15 protein-coding genes and 2 pseudogenes are annotated in these 17602 nt (G+C 65.8%); 2 read left to right on the top strand and 15 right to left on the bottom strand.

All coding sequences use genetic code 11. From position 1 onward, the window contains the following. Positions 1-63: 63 nt before the first annotated feature. From G4G28_RS26665 to ndk, 5 genes are all read right to left on the bottom strand, one after another. A complete protein-coding gene (locus G4G28_RS26665; protein ID WP_229507699.1) occupies positions 64-255 on the bottom strand; it encodes a RodZ domain-containing protein in 192 nt (63 codons plus the stop codon). Between the two features lie 25 nt (positions 256-280). Beyond that, positions 281-1087 (bottom strand): helix-turn-helix domain-containing protein, encoded by an 807-nt coding sequence (locus G4G28_RS17265; RefSeq protein WP_229507700.1) that lies wholly within the window; start codon positions 1085-1087, stop codon positions 281-283. Positions 1088-1094: 7 nt separating this feature from the next. Then, on the bottom strand, positions 1095-1898 hold the full coding sequence (gene pilW, locus G4G28_RS17270; protein WP_182989211.1) for a type IV pilus biogenesis/stability protein PilW: 804 nt from the start codon (positions 1896-1898) through the stop codon (positions 1095-1097). Positions 1899-1930: 32 nt separating this feature from the next. After that, positions 1931-3100, bottom strand: a complete 1170-nt coding sequence (gene rlmN, locus G4G28_RS17275) for a 23S rRNA (adenine(2503)-C(2))-methyltransferase RlmN (RefSeq protein ID WP_182989212.1) — start codon at positions 3098-3100, stop codon at positions 1931-1933. A 130-nt stretch (positions 3101-3230) separates the two neighbouring features. Beyond that, positions 3231-3644, bottom strand: coding sequence for a nucleoside-diphosphate kinase (gene ndk, locus G4G28_RS17280; RefSeq protein ID WP_182989213.1), 414 nt, complete (start codon positions 3642-3644; stop codon positions 3231-3233). A gap of 439 nt (positions 3645-4083) precedes the next feature. Here ndk and G4G28_RS17285 point away from each other — a divergent pair, with 439 nt between their 5' ends. Next, positions 4084-4770 (top strand): Bax inhibitor-1/YccA family protein, encoded by a 687-nt coding sequence (locus G4G28_RS17285; protein WP_182989214.1) that lies wholly within the window; start codon positions 4084-4086, stop codon positions 4768-4770. Between the two features lie 208 nt (positions 4771-4978). On the opposite strand, the gene rlmD is transcribed toward G4G28_RS17285, so the two are convergent. The 8 genes and pseudogenes from rlmD to G4G28_RS17325 form a co-directional block, all read right to left on the bottom strand. Continuing rightward, entirely contained in the window at positions 4979-6337 is a 1359-nt protein-coding gene (gene rlmD, locus G4G28_RS17290; RefSeq protein ID WP_182989215.1) for a 23S rRNA (uracil(1939)-C(5))-methyltransferase RlmD, read from the bottom strand. Positions 6338-6518: 181 nt separating this feature from the next. Beyond that, positions 6519-7547 (bottom strand): RNA polymerase sigma factor RpoS, encoded by a 1029-nt coding sequence (gene rpoS / locus G4G28_RS17295; RefSeq protein WP_182989216.1) that lies wholly within the window; start codon positions 7545-7547, stop codon positions 6519-6521. Positions 7548-7556: 9 nt separating this feature from the next. Further along, positions 7557-8472, bottom strand: a pseudogene (locus G4G28_RS17300) (peptidoglycan DD-metalloendopeptidase family protein). A 34-nt stretch (positions 8473-8506) separates the two neighbouring features. After that, positions 8507-9383, bottom strand: a pseudogene (locus G4G28_RS17305) (protein-L-isoaspartate(D-aspartate) O-methyltransferase). Further along, entirely contained in the window at positions 9380-10117 is a 738-nt protein-coding gene (gene surE, locus G4G28_RS17310; protein ID WP_182989217.1) for a 5'/3'-nucleotidase SurE, read from the bottom strand. Before surE ends, G4G28_RS17305 begins: the two are co-directional and overlap by 4 nt. Before the next feature lie 345 nt (positions 10118-10462). Beyond that, on the bottom strand, positions 10463-11872 hold the full coding sequence (locus tag G4G28_RS17315; protein ID WP_183107637.1) for a tetratricopeptide repeat protein: 1410 nt from the start codon (positions 11870-11872) through the stop codon (positions 10463-10465). A gap of 56 nt (positions 11873-11928) precedes the next feature. Continuing rightward, positions 11929-13143, bottom strand: a complete 1215-nt coding sequence (locus G4G28_RS17320) for a hypothetical protein (protein WP_183107638.1) — start codon at positions 13141-13143, stop codon at positions 11929-11931. Between the two features lie 8 nt (positions 13144-13151). After that, the gene (locus G4G28_RS17325) at positions 13152-13760 is read right to left on the bottom strand and encodes a toll/interleukin-1 receptor domain-containing protein (protein WP_182989219.1); all 609 of its coding nucleotides are present in this window, start codon (positions 13758-13760) and stop codon (positions 13152-13154) included. A 266-nt stretch (positions 13761-14026) separates the two neighbouring features. Here G4G28_RS17325 and G4G28_RS17330 point away from each other — a divergent pair, with 266 nt between their 5' ends. Continuing rightward, entirely contained in the window at positions 14027-15001 is a 975-nt protein-coding gene (locus G4G28_RS17330; protein ID WP_183107639.1) for an NADPH:quinone oxidoreductase family protein, read from the top strand. Positions 15002-15230: 229 nt separating this feature from the next. Here G4G28_RS17330 and G4G28_RS17335 read toward each other — a convergent pair whose 3' ends face one another. Together G4G28_RS17335 and G4G28_RS17340 are read right to left on the bottom strand one after the other, a co-directional pair. Further along, the gene (locus tag G4G28_RS17335; protein ID WP_182989220.1) at positions 15231-17327 is read right to left on the bottom strand and encodes an ATP-dependent DNA helicase; all 2097 of its coding nucleotides are present in this window, start codon (positions 17325-17327) and stop codon (positions 15231-15233) included. After that, positions 17314-17514 (bottom strand): YdcH family protein, encoded by a 201-nt coding sequence (locus tag G4G28_RS17340; RefSeq protein ID WP_182989221.1) that lies wholly within the window; start codon positions 17512-17514, stop codon positions 17314-17316. Before G4G28_RS17340 ends, G4G28_RS17335 begins: the two co-directional genes overlap by 14 nt. Positions 17515-17602 lie beyond the last annotated feature (88 nt).

Here is a 17602-nt window from a genome sequence, read left to right on the forward strand (position 1 = left end):
GTTAAACGTTGGCGTGGGAGCCGCCGGCACACAGGCCAGCCAGCTCCGCGGCTTGTCCGATCCTTACTTGATCGTAATGCGGGAGATCGTCTTGCCCGGCACCGGCGGCAGCGCCACCGCCGCGCCGCGCAGGGTGGCCGTCACGCCTGTCGGATTGCCGACGACCAGGGTCGCCGTGCCCGGAATCTCGACCGTCTCGGTGCTGCCTGCACGTACCAGGCGCGAGATCAGCGCCTTGCCGCCCTGCGGACGCACTTCGATCCGGAATCGGCGTTCACCTTCAGCACCGGGTGTTGGCGCCCGTGGGAGCGGCAGCCGGCGCCGCCGGTGCGGTCGCCGCCGGTGCGGTCGCCGCCTGTGCCGTCGCGGCCGGCGTGGCGGTGGCCGGGGTGGTCGTGGTCACGGTGCCGGTGGCGCCCGGCGTGGCAGCCGGCGCCGCGCCAGTGCCGGCGGCCGGGGCGGCAGGCGTGCCAGCACCGGCAGCAGCGCCGTCGGCAGGCGCCGGCACCGAGATCAGCGGCACCGAGGTATCGTGTTCGGGCACGGCGGCCGGCGCGGCCACGGTGCCGTTCTCGGCCGGCGTGCCCATGCCCGCTTCGTTACCGGCAGGCGTACTCGCGCTGCCCGGCAGCGAGACCAGGCCGAAATGCCAGGCGGCGCCTGCGGCGGCAGCGAGGACGATGACGCCGGCGATCCAGCCCAGCGGCAGGCTCGAGCGCTTGCCGTGGGTCGGATAGCGCGAATGCGAGAACGAGGTCGGACGCGAGGAGGCCCGATCGCGGCGCAGCGCGGCGCCGTCGTCGCTGACGACAGGATTATCCATCGGGATCATCGCCACCAGCGGAGCCGGGTCGAGGCGCAGGATCTTGGCGTAGGCGCGCACGAAGCCGCGCGTCACGGCCGGACCGGGCAGCGAAGCATAATCGGCTGCTTCGATCGCCACCACCTGGCGCACGGTCAGCTTGAGCTGCTCGGCCACCTGCTCGACGCTCCAGCCCATGGCTTCGCGTTGGGCTGCCAGCGTCGCGCCCGGATGGCTGTGGTGGTTGCCTGGCGTGGCGCTCTGGTCTGTGCGCTCAGAAGTCATTCTCGTCTCACTCATCAAAAGCCCCGCGCTCGTACGCCAGGTATTCGGGCGAGCCGGGGAAGCGCCGCCGCAGCTGCGCGACCAGGCTGGCTTCCATCGAGCGTTCGCCCAGTTTACGCTGGACCCGCAGGGCGAGCCACAACGCATCGGCGGGCAGGTTGTCGAGTGTCGACAACTCTGTCAGGCGGTGTATGAAAAAACCGGCGCGCTGGTAGTCGCGCCGCTCGTAGTAGACCCGGGCCAGGCCAGCGTTCACTGCCGGCAGGTCCGGGTTGATGCGTACCGCATTGAGCAGGTAGCGCTCGGCGGCATCGACATTGCGGGTCTTGAAGCTGCACTGGGCGGCGTTGACCTGGGCGCTGACGGGCGTTGCATAGCTGCGGTTGTTCAGGGCCTGCTCGAAGTAGCGCATGGCATCAAGCGGGCGGTTCGCCGACTGGCACAAGAAGGAGCCGTAGTTGTTGGCCAGCTCGGGATTATTCGGCGCCAGGCGCAGCGCCTGTTCGTAGTTGCTTTCGGCCAGGCGCAGCTCGTTCATGGCGGTATAGATCAGCGCGCGCATGCCGTAGGCCTCGGCATAGTTCGGGTCCGCCTTGAGGGCCTGCTTGATCTCGTCCAGGGCGATCTCGTACTTGCCCTGCTGGTAGTAGCCGACGGCCAGCTGCACGCGGATGAAGGCGCGCTTCTCGGCCGTGGTCTGGTCGGACGCGGTCTTGAGCTCGCCGCCGCCGGTGCCGGTGCCGGCACAGGCCGTCAACAGGGCCAGCACGGATGCGGCCACCAGGCGTGCGGCCAGGGCCTTGCCCTTCACGCGCTTCGCCCTTGCGCCAGCTGCCGCGCCGTTCAAGAATCAATCTCCACGATGCGGCCGAAATCGGCGCCGAACTTCTTCTGGTACTCAGCCATTTTTTCCATGCGTTGGGCAACCCGGGTACGGTCCTGCACTTCGCCTGCCAGCTGGCCGCAGGCGGCATCGATGTCGTCGCCGCGCGTCTTGCGCACGGTGGTGACGATGCCGGCATCCATCAGCACCTGGGCAAAGGCCTTGATGCGCGGATTCTTCGAGCGGAACAGGCCCGACTCCGGGAAGGGATTGAACGGAATCAGGTTGAACTTGCAGTTGATGCCGATAGCCGGGTCGTTCACCAGGGCGATCAGTTCGCGCGCATGTTCGTCGCTGTCGTTGAAGCCGTCGAGCATGCAGTACTCGAAGGTGATGAAATCGCGCGGGGCGAATTCGAGGTAGCGCTTGCACGATGCCAGCAGTTCGCGCAGCGGGTATTTCTTGTTCAGCGGCACCAGAATGTCGCGCAGCTTGTCGTTCGAGGCGTGCAGCGACACCGCCAGCGCGACCGGGCAATCCTGGCTCAGCTTGTCGATGTTCGGCACCACGCCCGAGGTCGACAGGGTCACGCGGCGGCGCGACAGGCCGTAGGCGTTGTCGTCGAGCATGAGCTTCAGCGCGGTGACGGTCGGCTCGTAGTTCAGCAGCGGCTCGCCCATGCCCATCATCACCACGTTGGTGATCTGGCGCTCGCCCTTCGGACCCGGTTCGATGCCCTTGGTACGGCGCAGTTCGAACTCGGCCATCCACAGCTGGCCGATGATCTCGGCCACGGTGAGGTTGCGGTTGAAGCCCTGCTTGCCGGTCGAGCAGAAGCGGCAGTTGACGGCGCAGCCGGCTTGCGTGGAAATGCACAGCGTGCCGCGGTTTTCTTCCGGGATGAACACGGTTTCCACGGCATTGCCGTCGCCGACGTCGACCAGCCACTTGCGCGTGCCGTCGGTCGAGGTGTGGTCGCTGATGATGCCCGGCGCGCGCACTTCGGCGCGGGTTTTCAGTTTTTCGCGCAGCGACTTGGCCAGATCGGTCATGTCGTCGAAGCTGCTTGCTCCGAACTGGTGGATCCAGCGCTGCAGCTGCTTGGCGCGGAACGGCTTCTCACCCAATTCGGCGCAATAAGCGACGAGCTGCGCGGGATCGAAGTCCAGCAGGTTGGTGAGAGTCGTCATGATGTTCTTGAAACCTTAAAAATAATGCAGGAAACGTGGTACCGACCCGCTCGCCGGGCCCGGGGCACTGGGCGAGCGGTTCTTGATGCGAAAGTCATGCTTCGGCCGACGTCGTCGACCGGTTACTGCATTACTTCAGTTCTGGGAAGAAGAAAGCGATTTCCACTTTTGCAGCTTCGACAGCGTCCGAACCGTGGACGGCGTTGGCATCGATCGAATCGGCGAAATCGGCGCGGATGGTGCCTTTTTCAGCTTTCTTCGGATCGGTCGCGCCCATCAGGTCGCGGTGCTTCAGGACGGCGTTCTCGCCTTCCAGGGCCTGGATCATGACAGGGCCCGACACCATGAAGTCGACCAGGTCCTTGAAGAAGCCGCGCTCTTTGTGAGCAGCGTAGAAACCTTCAGCCTGTTCGCGCGACAGCTGGGTCATGCGAGCGGCGACGATCTTCAGGCCAGCGCCTTCGAAGCGGCTGTAGATTTGGCCGATCACGTTTTTTGCAACTGCGTCTGGTTTGATGATCGACAGGGTGCGTTCGATTGCCATGAAAAAACTCCAATAAAAAGAAAGGTTTAAATCGAGAAGTTGAAAACTCAATCAACCTTTGATTTTACCATACCTCGCCCCATATAGCCGATATTGCGACGGGGCCCGCCCAGGTGGTAGAGTGGCGGCGAAAAACCGCCTTGTCAATCTGGCGTGCGCTTGTTTGCCACGTGGTGCAAGATCTGGAAACCCCGGAAAACCGTAGCGAGCGGAAGGAGTGTTGCCCGAGAAGCGCAGCTGTACGACGGTACAGCGAGCATCGCAGGGCGACAATCCGACGCGCAGCAGGTTTGCCGGGGTTTCCTGCAGTGTCCGCCGGGAGTTGCCTTATGCATTGCTTAAGGACGTGCTCCCGGTGGGGCCAGCATGCTATGCTGGACGCATGGCTGCATCGACATCGCAGCATGCAAGGCGATCAATCAATCGAACCGGAGGCATCATGAACCCTATCCTGCAAAAGCAACCTGCCTATGACGTGGCCGTCGGCCAGGTCGCGCGCAACAAGGTATTGCGCAACACATTCTGGCTGCTGGCGCTGTCGATGATCCCGACCGTGCTCGGCGCCTTCGTCGGCGTATCGATGAACCTGCCCATGTTCAGCGGCTTCATGGGCTTCATCGTCTTCATGCTGATCGCCTTTGGCTTCATGTTCGCCATCGAAAAGACGAAGGAATCGACGCTCGGCGTGTTCGTCCTGCTCGGCTTCACCTTCTTCATGGGCCTGATGCTCACGCCGCTGCTGCGCCACACGCTCGGCTACTCGAACGGCGCCAGCCTGATCATGACGGCCTTCGGCGGCACGGCCTGCGTGTTCGCCGTCATGGCAAGCATCGCCACCACCACCAAGCGCGATTTCTCGGGCATGGGCAGCTGGCTGATCGCCGGCACGGTCGTGATCCTGCTCGCGGCCGTGGCGAACATTTTCCTGAACATGCCGCTGCTGACCATCGTGATCTCGGTGCTGGCCATTGCCATCTTCTCGGCCTTCATCCTGTACGACGTGCAGCGCGTCGTCAACGGCGGCGAAACCAACTACATCACCGCCACGCTGGCGATCTACCTGGACGTGTTCAACGTCTTCACCAGCCTGCTGCGCCTGCTGGGCATCTTCGGCGGCGACGACTGATTCGGGTTCCTGAACGAAAAAGCCGACCCGCGGGTCGGCTTTTTTTCGTTCGTCATTCGTAGGGTAGGCACTCCGCGCCCACGCGGTGCGATGCATGGGCAATCGAGAGGCATCCCTTGGCTGCACGATTCGGCCGACGAGATGCTCTACAGCGTGGGCACAGGGCGCCCACCCTACGTGGCGCGAATGCCAGCGCAGTGAATCAGGCCTATGCCAGCTCGAACACTCCGATCGACTCGACGTGCGAGGTATGCGGGAACATGTTCACCACGCCCGCCTTCTGCATCACATAGCCGGCGCGGTGTACCAGGATGCCGGCATCGCGTGCCAGCGTCGACGGGCTGCACGACACGTAGACGAGGCGCTGCGGCAGGAATTCGGTCTTGCCGCTTTCGCGCAATTCGGCCAGGGCCAGCGCCAGCGCAATCGCACCGTCGCGTGGCGGGTCGATCAGCATGCGGTCGAAACGGCCCAGCGCGACGAGGTCATCGGCCGTGACTTCGAACAGGTTGCGCGTGTAAAAGGTCGTCTTTTCCGATAGCCCATTCGCCTTGGCATTGTCGAGCGCGCGCGCGCTGAGCACGGTGCTGCCCTCGATGCCGACGACTTCGCGCGCCTGCGTCGCCAGCGGCAGCGTGAAGTTGCCCAGGCCGCAGAAGAGATCGGCCACGCGGTCCTGCGGCTGCACCTCCAGCAGGGTCAGCGCCTTGTGCACCAGGGCGCGGTTGATCTGGTGGTTCACCTGGGTGAAGTCGGTCGGCTTGAAGGGCATGCGCACGCCGAACTCGGGCAGCGTGTAGTACAGCTCACGGTAGTTCGGATCCCCTTTGAGCGGGTAGAACTCGTGGACCGTGTCCGGCCCCTTCGGCTGCAGCCACCAGTGGATGCCCCACTCGTCGGCAAAGGCCTTGACCAGTTCCTCGTCCTTGGCCGACAGCGGCGCCATGATGCGCAGCACCAGCGCCGTGCTTTCCTCGCCGACGGCCACTTCGATCTGCGGCATCTGGTTGTAGATCGACAGCGAACCGACCAGTTCGCGCAGCGGCATCAGCATGCCACCCAGGTGGGGCGGCAGGATGTGGCAATAACGGATGTCGGCGACATACGAGGACGCGCGCTCGTGGAAGCCCACCAGCACGGTGCCCTTTTTCTCGACGTGGCGCACCGACAGGCGCGCGCGGTAGCGGTAGCCCCAGGTCGGTCCGTACATCGGCCGCATGATGTTCTCGGCCTTCACCTTGGACAGGTGCCAGAGGTTGTCTTCCAGCGTGCGCTGCTTGATCGCCACCTGGGCGGTCGGCTCCAGGTGCTGCATCGAGCAGCCGCCGCAATAGCCGAAGTGCTCGCAGCGCGGCTCGACGCGCATCGACGAAGCGCGCTGCAGCGTGACCATGCGGCCGGCTTCCCAGTTCTTCTTCTTGCGCTTGACCTCGTAGCTGACGCGCTCGCCCGGCAGCGCATCTTCGACGAAGATCACCTTGCCCGGGGTGCCGTCTTCGTTCTCGAGGTGGCCGACGCCGCGCGCATCCGCGTCGAGTGACTTAATTTCGATAAAGGTTTCTTGCATAGGTAGCGTGGAGCGGAGACGTATAGGTAGGGTGGGCGCGGCCGGCAAGGCACGCTGTGCCCACGCGGAAGGGTAAACAATGGAAAGCGGATCAGACGATAGACTCGATGGCCCGACCCTGGTCAGCTGCCGCGGCGCGGGACCGCACCACGGCAATATTCAGCTCACAAGACCGGCCGCATCATAGCAAGGAATCGCGCACGACGCCACGTGCCGCCATGGCCCGCTTGAGCTTGACTAGGGCTTCCTGCTGGATCTGGCGCACCCGTTCGCGCGTGACGCCCATCTGCTCGGCCAGGGTTTCCAGCGTGGCCGGATCGTCGTTGTCGAGCCCGAAGCGGCGCATCACGACCAGGCGCTGCTTTTCCGGCAAGCGCGTGAGCCAGTCGCGCACCAGTTGCGTCATCTCGTGCTGCTCGGCACGCGCATCGGGACTATCGTCCATTTCCCCTGGCAACATGTCCATGAGGCTGGAACCGGGATCGTTGTCGAGCGGCGCATCGAGCGAGGCGGCATGCTCGGACAGCGCCAGGATGTCCTGTACCTCCTCCACCGGGCGGCCGACCAGGCTGGCGATATCCTCGCTACTTGCTTCCTTGCCGTCGTGGTGCTGGGCTTCCAGGTGGTATTTGGCGCGCAGCACGGCGTTCAGCTCGCGCACCATGTGCACCGGCAGGCGCACCGTGCGCGCCTGGTTCATGATGGCGCGTTCGATGCTCTGGCGGATCCACCAGGTGGCGTAGGTCGAGAAACGGAAGCCGCGCTCGGGCTCGAACTTGTCGATGGCACGCATCAGGCCGATGTTGCCTTCCTCGATCAGGTCGAGCAGGACGACGCCGCGGTTGATGTAGTGCTTGGCGATCGAGACGACGAGCCGCAAGTTGTGCTCGATCATCTTCTGGCGCGCGTCGAAATCGCCCGCCTTGGCCAGGGTGGCGTAATGCGCCTCTTGCTGGGCCGATAACAGCGGCCGGGTGCCGATCTGGTTCAGGTAGTGCTGGGTGGTATCGGTCGAGAGTTCGGCCGCGAGGACCGTCTTGAGTTCGTCGACACTGTCGGTCTCGCTCGCCGCGCCGGGCGCCAGCGTTTCGGCACCCGCGCCATCGGCCGGCGTGTCGGCTCCGAAGCCGGCGGACGCGCCCTCGCCGTCCAGTTCCTCAGGCAGCTCGTCGGAAGCGTCTTGATGTCCTGAATGCGGCGGCAGCGTCATTTGCCCTCTCTAACGGCTGGGCAAGAACCTCGACGGATCGACTGGCTTGCCCTGCTGGCGAATCTCGAAATGCAGCTTCACCGTCTCGGCATCGGAATCGCCCATTTCGGCGATCACCTGGCCCTTGGCGACGTTATCGCCTTCCTTGACGATAATGGCGCGATTGTGGGCGTAAGCCGACAGCAAGCTGTTGCTGTGTTTGACGATGACGAGGTTACCATAACCCCGGATGCCGCTACCAGCGTACATTACTTTGCCGGCACCTGCCGCCATCACCTGCTGGCCGGCGCGGCCCGCGATGTCGATCCCCTTGCTCTTGCCTTCGTCGAACGTAGCGATGATACGCCCGTCGGACGGCCACATCCAGCTCAGCTTCTCGTCGTCGGTGGTGGCTCACGGTGGCACCGACGCGGGCGCCGGTCGCCAGGCTGGCCGGCGCCGGCACCGCGGCCACGACATTTTCCGCCCGCTCCCCTGCCTTGTCGCGCGGTGCCTCGGCAACCGACTCTTCATAAGGCTTCTTGTCGGCACGCGGGGTGGTCTTGCGCGGTACCGAAGGCCGGTTTTCCGGCGGCATCGGCACCGGCTGGGTCACGACTGCCTTGCTCTCGCGCTCGTTCGGCAGCACGCGCAGCACCTGGCCGACCTTGATGTCGTCAGGATCGGCCAGGTTGTTCCAGGTAACCAGGTCGCGGTAGTTCTGGCCATGGTCGAGCGCGATGCGCACCAGCGTGTCGCCACGGCGCACGGTGTAGGTGCCGCGCGCGTCCTTGCGTTCTTCGGTGCGTACCGGTGCCGGACGGGACTGGCTGCTGGAAGTGGACATCGGCCGCTCGACGATGGGCGCCTGGCGGGTGGTACTGGTACAGCCGGCAACCAGGCCGAAAGTGAGGGTCAGCAGGGCTAAACGGGTTCGTTGTTTCATTCTCATCTATTATCTGTGGCGCCCCTGGCAAGATTCATACAATACCAGGGCGCAAAGGTACGAAATGGCAGGCTTCCAGCGTCTCGCTGGTCCACTCGGCCTTGCCAATGCGGGTTATCCGCTGCAGGTGTTGCACCTGGCCGCCGACCGGGGCCACCAGGCGGGCACCGATAGCCAGCTGCTCGAGCAGGGCGCGCGGCACTTCCAGGCCGGCTGCGGCGAGGATGATACCGTCGAAAGGCGCAACCTGCGCGAGCCCGAGCATACCATCTCCGTAGTGCAAGCGCAGGTTGGACAGGCGCAGGGGCCGCAAATTGGCCTTGGCAAGCTCGTGGAGAGGCTTGATGCGCTCGATGGAATAGACCTCTTTGGCCACGCGTGCGAGCACGGCAGCCTGGTAGCCGCAACCGGTGCCGATCTCGAGCACGCGGTTCATGGTTTTGCCGTCACGCATGGCCTCGATCATGCGGGCGACGATGTACGGCTGGGAAATCGTCTGATGATGGCCGATCGGCAGCGAGGCGTCGATGTAGGCCTGGCCCGACAGGGCCGGTTCGATGAACAGGTGGCGCGGCACCGCCTCCAGGGCGCCCAGCACGAGGCTGTCCTGCACGCCTTGCGCCGCGACCCGCGTGACCATGGCGCGCCGGATCGCCTCGGTGGCCATCATGTCCGAGCTGCGCGGCCGGCGCCGGCTGCGCGGCCGGCAAGGCGTAGCCCGGCAGCTTCGGACCGGGCGCCGGCGCTTTCGTCGGCGCGGCGGTTCCGGCCGCGCGCGCGGCATTCCGGGTTGCCGTCTGCGGCGTGGCGACCGGCGCCGGCGCCACCGTCTTGCGCCCCGCGGGGCTCGTTACCGAAGACAGGGGCAAGGGGAAGGTACTGCGCTCCGGGGTCTTGGTCGGGTCTTTCATGCGAGCCCCCGCGCCAGCAGCTCGAGCTGCGATTTGTGTGTCAGGTCGACCTGCAACGGCGTGATCGACACCATGCCCTGGCTGGTGGCGTGGAAATCCGTGCCCTCGCCGGCATCGCGGCAGGCCCCGGGCGCGCCAATCCAGAAGATCTCGCGGCCACGCGGATCCTGTGCACGGATCACCGGTTCGGCCTGGTGGCGGCGACCGAGCCGGGTCGGCGTCAGGGCGCCCATGGCCTCGACGGGCAGGTTGGGAATATTCACGTTCAGCAAATACGGCGAGGCCAGCACGTCGAAACCGCGCAGCACCACGTCGCGGGCGACCTTCGCGGCGGCGTCGAGATGGGCCCAGCCGTGCTGGACCTGCGAGAAGGCGATGGCCGGAATACCGAACAGGAAGGCTTCGGTTGCCGCCGCCACCGTGCCCGAGTACAGGGTGTCGTCACCCATGTTCTGGCCATTATTGATGCCGGAAACAACAAGGTCGGGCGGCGCGTCGAGCAGCGCCGTCAAGGCAATATGGACGCAATCGGTCGGTGTTCCATTGACAAAATAGAAACCGTTAGCAGCCTTGGTGACCGACAGCGGACGGTCCAGGGTGAGCGAATTCGACGCGCCCGAGCGGTTGCTGTCGGGTGCGACCACGGTAATATCGGCTACCCCGGCAAGGGCATCGGCCAGGGCCTTGATACCAGGGGCGAGGTAGCCGTCGTCGTTACTGATAAGAATTCGCATCACGCGATTTTACCTGAAGCAACGCTTTGATCGCGCGTCCGGGGGAGATAATTTATGGGCTGCGGGGCGTGGCGCCGTTGCCCGAAAACGACGCCACCGCGTTGGCGCTTCCTGTTTTCCTACTGTGGGCGCCTGTTCCAAAGCATGGCCGGCAACGCAAACCTGTCACCTGTTTTCGTGTCCTGACACCGCAGCCGTGTCAATAAAATATGGCGCGCTGCATATGGGGCCGGCAGCAGCGACAGGACGATGGCGCCCTCGGCTGCTGCCCTGGAGCGCCCATCTCCGGCCCCTCCTCCCCGCGAACCGGTCCCGGCGCCTTCCTTGCCGCATCGGCAACAGACACTAGCGCATGGCCAGCGGCCTGCCCCCGGCGGCTTCGATCAGCGCGCCCTCGAGCGCGGCCACCTCGTCCTCGGCGAAGGCCAGCAGCGCGTCCTTGTCGCCATCGTCGAGGTAAACCTGCTTGATCAGGGCTACCCCGCGCCGCCGCAGGGGCCGTGCAACGGTCGGACGCAGGATACTTTCGCGCAAGCTGTCGGCCAGCACACGCGCTTCGCGTGCGCGTCCGCCTTCGACCAGCTTGTGCAGTTGGCCGAGCTTGTGCTCGAGCGGGTCGGTGCCGCCTGGCACAGATGTGGAAGGCGCCCCACCGGGCTCGCGGGTGCCGCGCGGCGCCGGCGGCCGCCCGCCGGCCAGGGGCGCTGCGAAGCCGGCGCCGGCCATGTCGTGCAGGCCGGACGACATGGCACGCAATTGCCGCAAGCGGCTGCCGCCCTCCTCCACGCTCTGCTCGAGACGGCGGGCGGCCAGGCTGTGCCCCTGGCTCGACAGGGTCTGGGCCAGCATCTGCTTGCTGCGCAGGGTTTCATGGTCGTCCATGCCGCGCAGGCGTTCGTGCAGGTTGACGACATGCTGCTGCAGACGCCGCGCCTCTTCGAGTTCGCCCTGCTGGCTGAGGGTGGAAGCGAGCCGCAGCAGGATGCCCGTGGTGTCCGGATGATCCGAGCCAAGACGGCGCGCGCGCCGTCGCCAGCGACTGCTGCATGTCGCGCACGGCGCCGAGATCGCCCTGGGCGGCAAAGATTTCGGCAAGCGCCTCGCGCGCGCCTGCAGGGTGACGGTGGCCTCGATCCCGGCCTGGCGCTCGCGCACCCGCACCACGTTTTCCTGCAGCTTGCGCGCATTGCCGAGGTCGCCCATGTCGCGCAGCAGGGTCGCCAGCTGCTGGGTGCAGCGCAGCGTGTCCTCGTGCTCGGTGCCGAGCACGCGCTGGCGTCCCTCGAGCACGCGCTCGTAGAGCATGCGCGCACGCGAATATTCGCCCTGGTGCGCCAGCGTGCGCGCCTGCCCCGCGAGCGCATCGAGCGTGACGATATGCCCGGGTCCGTACTGGCGCTCGCACAGGGCAATCACCTCGTCGTGCAGCGCCAGCGCGGGCGCGAACTCGTCGAGACGGGCCAGCGTTGCGGCCAGGCCGGAGCGGGCCGCCAGCGTTTCCGGATGCGCCGGGCCGACGCCCGCAAGGCAATGCTCGAGCAGGAGCTCGTATTGCTGGCGCGCCTCGTGCAACTGGCCGGCATCGCGCAGGGCAGCGGCCAGCGCCGCGCGGCCGGCGCGGGTGTCGGGATGGCGCTCGCCGAGCAGTTGCTGGCGCAGCAGGCAACTCTCCGGAAACACTCCTGCCCTTGCAGCGCACGCCCCGCCCTGGCGGTACAGTTCGCCCAGCCGCAGCAGTTCGCGCGCGAGCAGCACGCCGTTCGGGCCGGCGCCGCCGGGCGCATCGGCGGCCAGCGCGGCACGCGCCGCGGCTACCGCATCCAGGAGGCCCAGCTCGGTACGCGACTGCCGGGGAAGCGGCTGTCGGCCGCCCAGGCGAGCAGGCCCTCGATCCCGCGCGTGAGCGACAGGCGGTCGGCATCGCGCTCCGCCGTGAAGCCGGGGTGCTCGACCATGCACGCTCCCGCTTGCAGCTGGACCTCGTCGAGATAGCTGTCGAGCGACACCTGCGACAAGCCGTAGCAGTTGCGCAGCAATTGTTCGAGCACGGGCTGGTAGCCCGCCGGGGCCCGCTGCGGATCGCCACGGCGCCACAGCAGGCGGCGTTCGGCGTCCATGCCGTCGCCGCCGTACGGCACCGGATACACCAGCAAGGGACGCTGTGCTTCCTCATGGCTGCAGCGGTATTCGATGGCGCGCGCGACCACGCCGGCCAGGCCATCGAGGCTGCGGGCCCCGGGGCCGAAGATGCCCACGAGCTTGTCGGGCAGGAGGGTCGTGCAGACGCTGACGGCGGCGGAACGGCCGCTGCGGCAGTCGATGAGGATGTGGCGGAACTGGCGCGCCAGGTGGGCGGCGAAGGCGCGAAACAGCGCCGGGCAGGCGGCGAACAGGCCGTCCCAATCCATGCGGTCGGCGCGTTCGCCATAGCTGTCGTCGAAGCGCCCGGCACGCATCAGGTACAGCGTGCGGCTCTGGTCGACGCGTTCGACATAGGCTTCCCAGTCGATGGCTTCGAGCGTCAGGCGCGCGCGTTCGTCGTCGTCGGCATGGGCGCAGGTGCGCGAGAGCGTCTCGAGCTGCTCGCGGCAGGCCTCGAAGTATTCGAGCAGGCCGGGACGCATGGCGGGCGGGCGCATTCCCGGACGGCTCGCCTCGGGGCGGGCGCTGTCGGGCCGGACCACGTCAGGCCGGGCCACGTCAGGCCGGGTCACGTCAGGCCGGGCCACGTCAGGCCGGGCCACGTCGGCCCGGGGCGTGTCGGGCCGCAGCCCCTCGGGCCGCGCGGTATCGGGGTGCTCGTTTTCGAAGCGCTCGTCACGTGTGGGAAACAGCAAGTGCAGGCCTGGCGCTTCGAGATCCCAGTCGATCATCAGCACCGGCAAGGTGGCATTCTGGCGGCCCGCCAGCAGCACGGCCGTGTTCGCGAGAGCGGCGCTGCGCGCGGCCCCGCTCTCGAACGAATAGAAGGCCGTCACTTCGCCGGGTCCGGTGATGGGCGGAAGCGTTATACGGTTGATTTCCATGTAGCTCCTCATTTTTTTGGGAAGGTGAGATCCGGGACGGCACGCCACTCGGGTGGGACATCGGGGAGCACGAATTGGTTGCAATCATGACCAGCCGGCATATACATTTTCTGGTACTGGTAATGGGTGGCGATGCGCTTGACCATCTTGTTTATGTCAGGCAGGAAGTCGGGGTTCGACTTCAGGTCGGCGGTGGCCATGGTGAAATGCGAAAAATCGACATAGAAGGTGGACGACGCGATCTGCGGCGGCAAGCGGTCGGGGTGCTGGGTCATGATGACCGGGATGATCAGGTGGCTGGGCAAGGTGTACCACTGGCTGCGCTCGGTTTCGAGCTGGCGCATGGCCGCGTATTCCCGGCGCGTGTACGCGTGCGCCTCGTACTTCGGGGTGTAGATGAGGATCATGCAGACGCTCTCGCACATCGCCTTGGCGATCTTGCGGTCGAGGTCGTCGCCGCCGCCGAGCTGTTCGGTATCGACGAAGAGTTCGTCCTCGTTGTCGAAATACGGCTCGAGGTAGCAGCGCAAGGCGTCGGCCAGTGCGGTCTTGAAGCGGTTCATCAACTCGTGTCGCCCATGGGCATAGCTGAAGAAACAGCCGTACCGAATCGTCATTGCCATTCCCCCAGTCAATACGCTCGCTGGCGCGTGCGCATCCATCACTCTAGCGCCGCGTTACCTCGTCATTTTGCGTGCGCACAAACGGGTCCGGGTCGAGGCGGGGTGGCGGCACCCTGGAGAGCCCGACACAGTCTGCAAGGCAAGTAGTGGCGGCCCAGGATCAAACGGCAAGCCTGGAAACTGTCCCCCCTGCGGGCCTGGTCTGGTGCTGTAGGGCATAATCCTGCCTATTCGACAAGCAAAACCACACAGGAGAAGTCATGAAAGCGATCGTATGCAAGGACTGGGGACCACCGGACAGCCTCGAACTGCAAGACCTGCCTGATCCCGCACCTGGCGCCGGCGAAGTCGTGGTGGAGGTGCGCGCGGCCGGCGTCAACTTCCCCGACGTGCTGACCGTGCAGGGCAAGTACCAGGTGCGCCCGCCGCTCCCCTTCACGCCCGGGAATGAATTCGCCGGCGTCGTGCGCGCCCTCGGCGAAGGCGTACGCGGCTTTGCCGTGGGCGACCGCGTGATCGGCTTCACCCGCACCGGCGCTTTTGCCGAACAGGTCGTGGCCCCGGTCGACGCGCTCATGCCCATGCCACCCGGCATGGACTTCGATACCGCCGCCGCCATTACCCTCACCTACGGCACCTCGCACCACGCCGTGGTCGACCGCGGCGCCCTGAAGGCCGGGGAGACGATGCTGGTGCTGGGCGCGGCCGGCGGCGTCGGACTGGCCGCCATCGAGATCGGCAAGGCACTCGGCGCGCGCGTGATCGCGGCGGCCTCCAGCGCTGAGAAGCTCGACGTCTGCCGCGCACACGGGGCCGACGTGCTGATCGACTACACGCGCGACGACCTGCGCGAAGCCTTGAAGGCGGCAACCGAAGGGCGCGGTCCGGACGTGATCTACGATCCGGTCGGTGGCCCCTACAGCGAACCGGCGCTGCGTTCGATCGCCTGGCGCGGCCGCCACCTGGTGGTGGGTTTTGCCGCGGGCGATATCCCGAAACTGCCCTGGAACCTGATGCTGCTCAAGGGGGCATCGGTGGTGGGCGTGTTCTGGGGAGAGTTCGTCAAGCGCGAACCGAAGGCGAACCTGGCGGCGATGCGCGAGATGCTGGGATGGATGGCAGAGGGCAAATTGAAGCCGCTGGTATCGAAGCGCTACCCGCTGGCGGATACCGCCGAAGCGCTCAACGACATGGCGGCGCGCAAGGTGACCGGGAAGGTGGTGATCGTGCCGTGATGGGACGTAGGGTGGAGTCCTGACTCCACGCGGTTGTGCCGATGCGTACCCGGCACTTTCCGTGGATTGCAACACTAGCAATCAGAGTCAAGCGTTGCTGCGGCTCCAGCGCCGTACCGCGTGGAGTCGGGACTCCACCCTACAACGACGCGTGCGGCAACGGCGGGATATGCCGCGTTGTATCAAGAATCCGTTGGACGCGTAGGCGGGGAACCCGCCTACGCTACCTTCAAGCCTCTGGCTTGAAAAACCGGATCACGTCTTCCTGCACGCGCGTACGCTTGAACGGCGGCAGGCTCTGCCAGATGCGGCGGCCGTAGGGTTTACTGATCAGGCGCGGGTCGCAGATCATCAGCACGCCGCGGTCGTCGACATCGCGGATCAGGCGGCCGGCGCCCTGCTTCAGCGTGATGATCGCCTCCGGCAGCTGGTGGTGCATGAAGCCGTTCAAGCCCTGCTTTTCCATCACTTCGATGCGTGCGGCCAGCACCGGGTCGTCCGGCGGCGCGAATGGCAGCTTGTCGATGATTACCAGCGACAGCGCCTCGCCGCGCACGTCCACGCCTTCCCAGAAGCTCTGGCTGCCCACGAGCACCGCGTTGCCGGCATTGCGGAAGGAGTCGAGCAATTCGGTGCGGCCGCGCTCGCCCTGCACGAACAGCGGGAAGTCCAGCCCCCGGTCGGCGAATTCCGCGCGCAGGCGTTCGGCCACCCGGTTGACGGCGCGAATCGTCGTGCACAGGAAAAAGGTGCGCCCGCCGGCCGCTTCGATCACCGGCAAGGCGGCATCGACGACGGCATCGGTGTACTGGAAGGAATTTGGTTCCGGCATGCCAGTGGGTACGTACAGGATGCCCTGCTCTTCGTAGTTGAACGGGCTCGGCCAGGTCAGCGCGGGCTCGCCGCTCAAGCCCATCTGGTCGGAGAAATGCTTGAAATCGTTTTTTACGGCCAGCGTGGCCGAGGTAAAGATCCAGCTGCGCGGCGTGCCCTCGCGCTGGTTCTGGAAGATTGGCGCGATCGACAGCGGCGTCTTGTGAAGCTGCAGCGAGGAATTGAAGGCCTCGACCCAGAGCACGGCCTGGTCGCCTTCGACGAGCTTGCCCTTGGGCGCGGCCTTCCAGGCGTCGTAGGCGGCTTTCAGTTCGACCGCGCGCACGCGGCAGGCTTCCAGCGTCTCGGCACGCGCCGCCTGCTCTTCCAGCACCTCGATCATGCCGTCGAGCTCTTCCTTCAGCTTGTCCAGCGCCGGGAAAAAGGCCGAATTCGGCAAGATCTGCGGCAGCGACATGCGCGTACCGCCCTCGGGGAAGGTCAGGCGCAGGTCGCGCGCGGCCTTTTCGACCACGGTGACGACTTTCGCCCAGTCCACGCCCGCGCGCGCATGCGCCAGACCCTCGGCCAGCACGTCGCGGCACAGTTCCAGCACCTGCGAGGTCGAGACCGACTGGCCGAAGAACAGGGTCGCGGTATCGGGCAGCTGGTGCGCCTCGTCGAAGATGATGGTATTCGCCGACGGCAGCAATTCGGCCACGCCGGTGTCCTTCAGCGCCACGTCGGCAAAGAACAGGTGGTGGTTCACCACCACCACGTCGGCCTGCTGGGCTTCCCTTCTCGCCTTCATCACGAAGCAATCCTGGTAATACTGGCACTCGGCACCCATGCAGGTGTCGCGCGTGGACGTGACCAGGTTCCAGACCGAGGCCGTTTCCGGCACCTTGGCCAGTTCCGCCTTGTCGCCCGAATTGCTCATCTTGATGAAGCGGGAGATCTCGCGCAGGTGGCCGACGTCGTCGCGCGAGGTCAGGCGCCCGTTCTGCAAGGTACGTTCGAGATGGAAATGGCAGACGTAGTTCGAGCGGCCCTTGAGCAGGGCCACCGACACCGGGGCCTTCAGGGCTTGGCGGATGGTCGGGATATCGCGCAGGAACAACTGGTCCTGCAAGTTCTTGGTCCCGGTCGAGACGATGGTCTTGCCGCCCCACAAGAGCGCCGGCACCAGGTAGGCGAAAGTCTTGCCGGTGCCGGTGCCGGCTTCGGCCATGAGCACTTTCTGGCCGTCGATGGCGCTGGCGATGGCTTTCGCCATCTCGGTTTGCGAGGTGCGCGGCTTGAAGGTGCCGACGGCCGGCGCAAGCGGGCCGCCGGTGCCGAACAGTCGATCGAGCTCGGCATCGTACTTGCCTGCGGGCGCAGCCGCAGGGGCGTCGACACCGGAGGCCTCGGCTGCGGCGACAGGCGGGTCGGCGCGCGAGGCGCCGGGCACGGGAAGTTGGTCGGTCAAAATGGGCGGACAGGAAAGCGAAGACTGTTCAGGCCGGGACATCCGGCACGAGTTGCATTTTCAGCAGGGTGATATGGTCTTTCAGTTGCAGCTTGCGCTTCTTGAGGCGGCGCAGCTGCAACTGGTCGGCATGGCCATCGGCCGTCAGTACTGCGATGACCGCGTCGAGGTCCCGGTGTTCCACGTCAAGTTCAATAATGCGGCGCTGGATGTCTTGGACATCGGTCATGATGGCGGTTCCGGACAAGTATTTCGACAAGGTGGGGCGGTGGCGCGCGGCGGTGAGAAGAAGCTTATAACTTGCAACACGGAGGCTT

It is taken from the genome of Massilia sp. Dwa41.01b (assembly GCF_014171775.1).
In the GTDB taxonomy this organism is placed as follows: Bacteria; Pseudomonadota; Gammaproteobacteria; order Burkholderiales; family Burkholderiaceae_D; genus Telluria.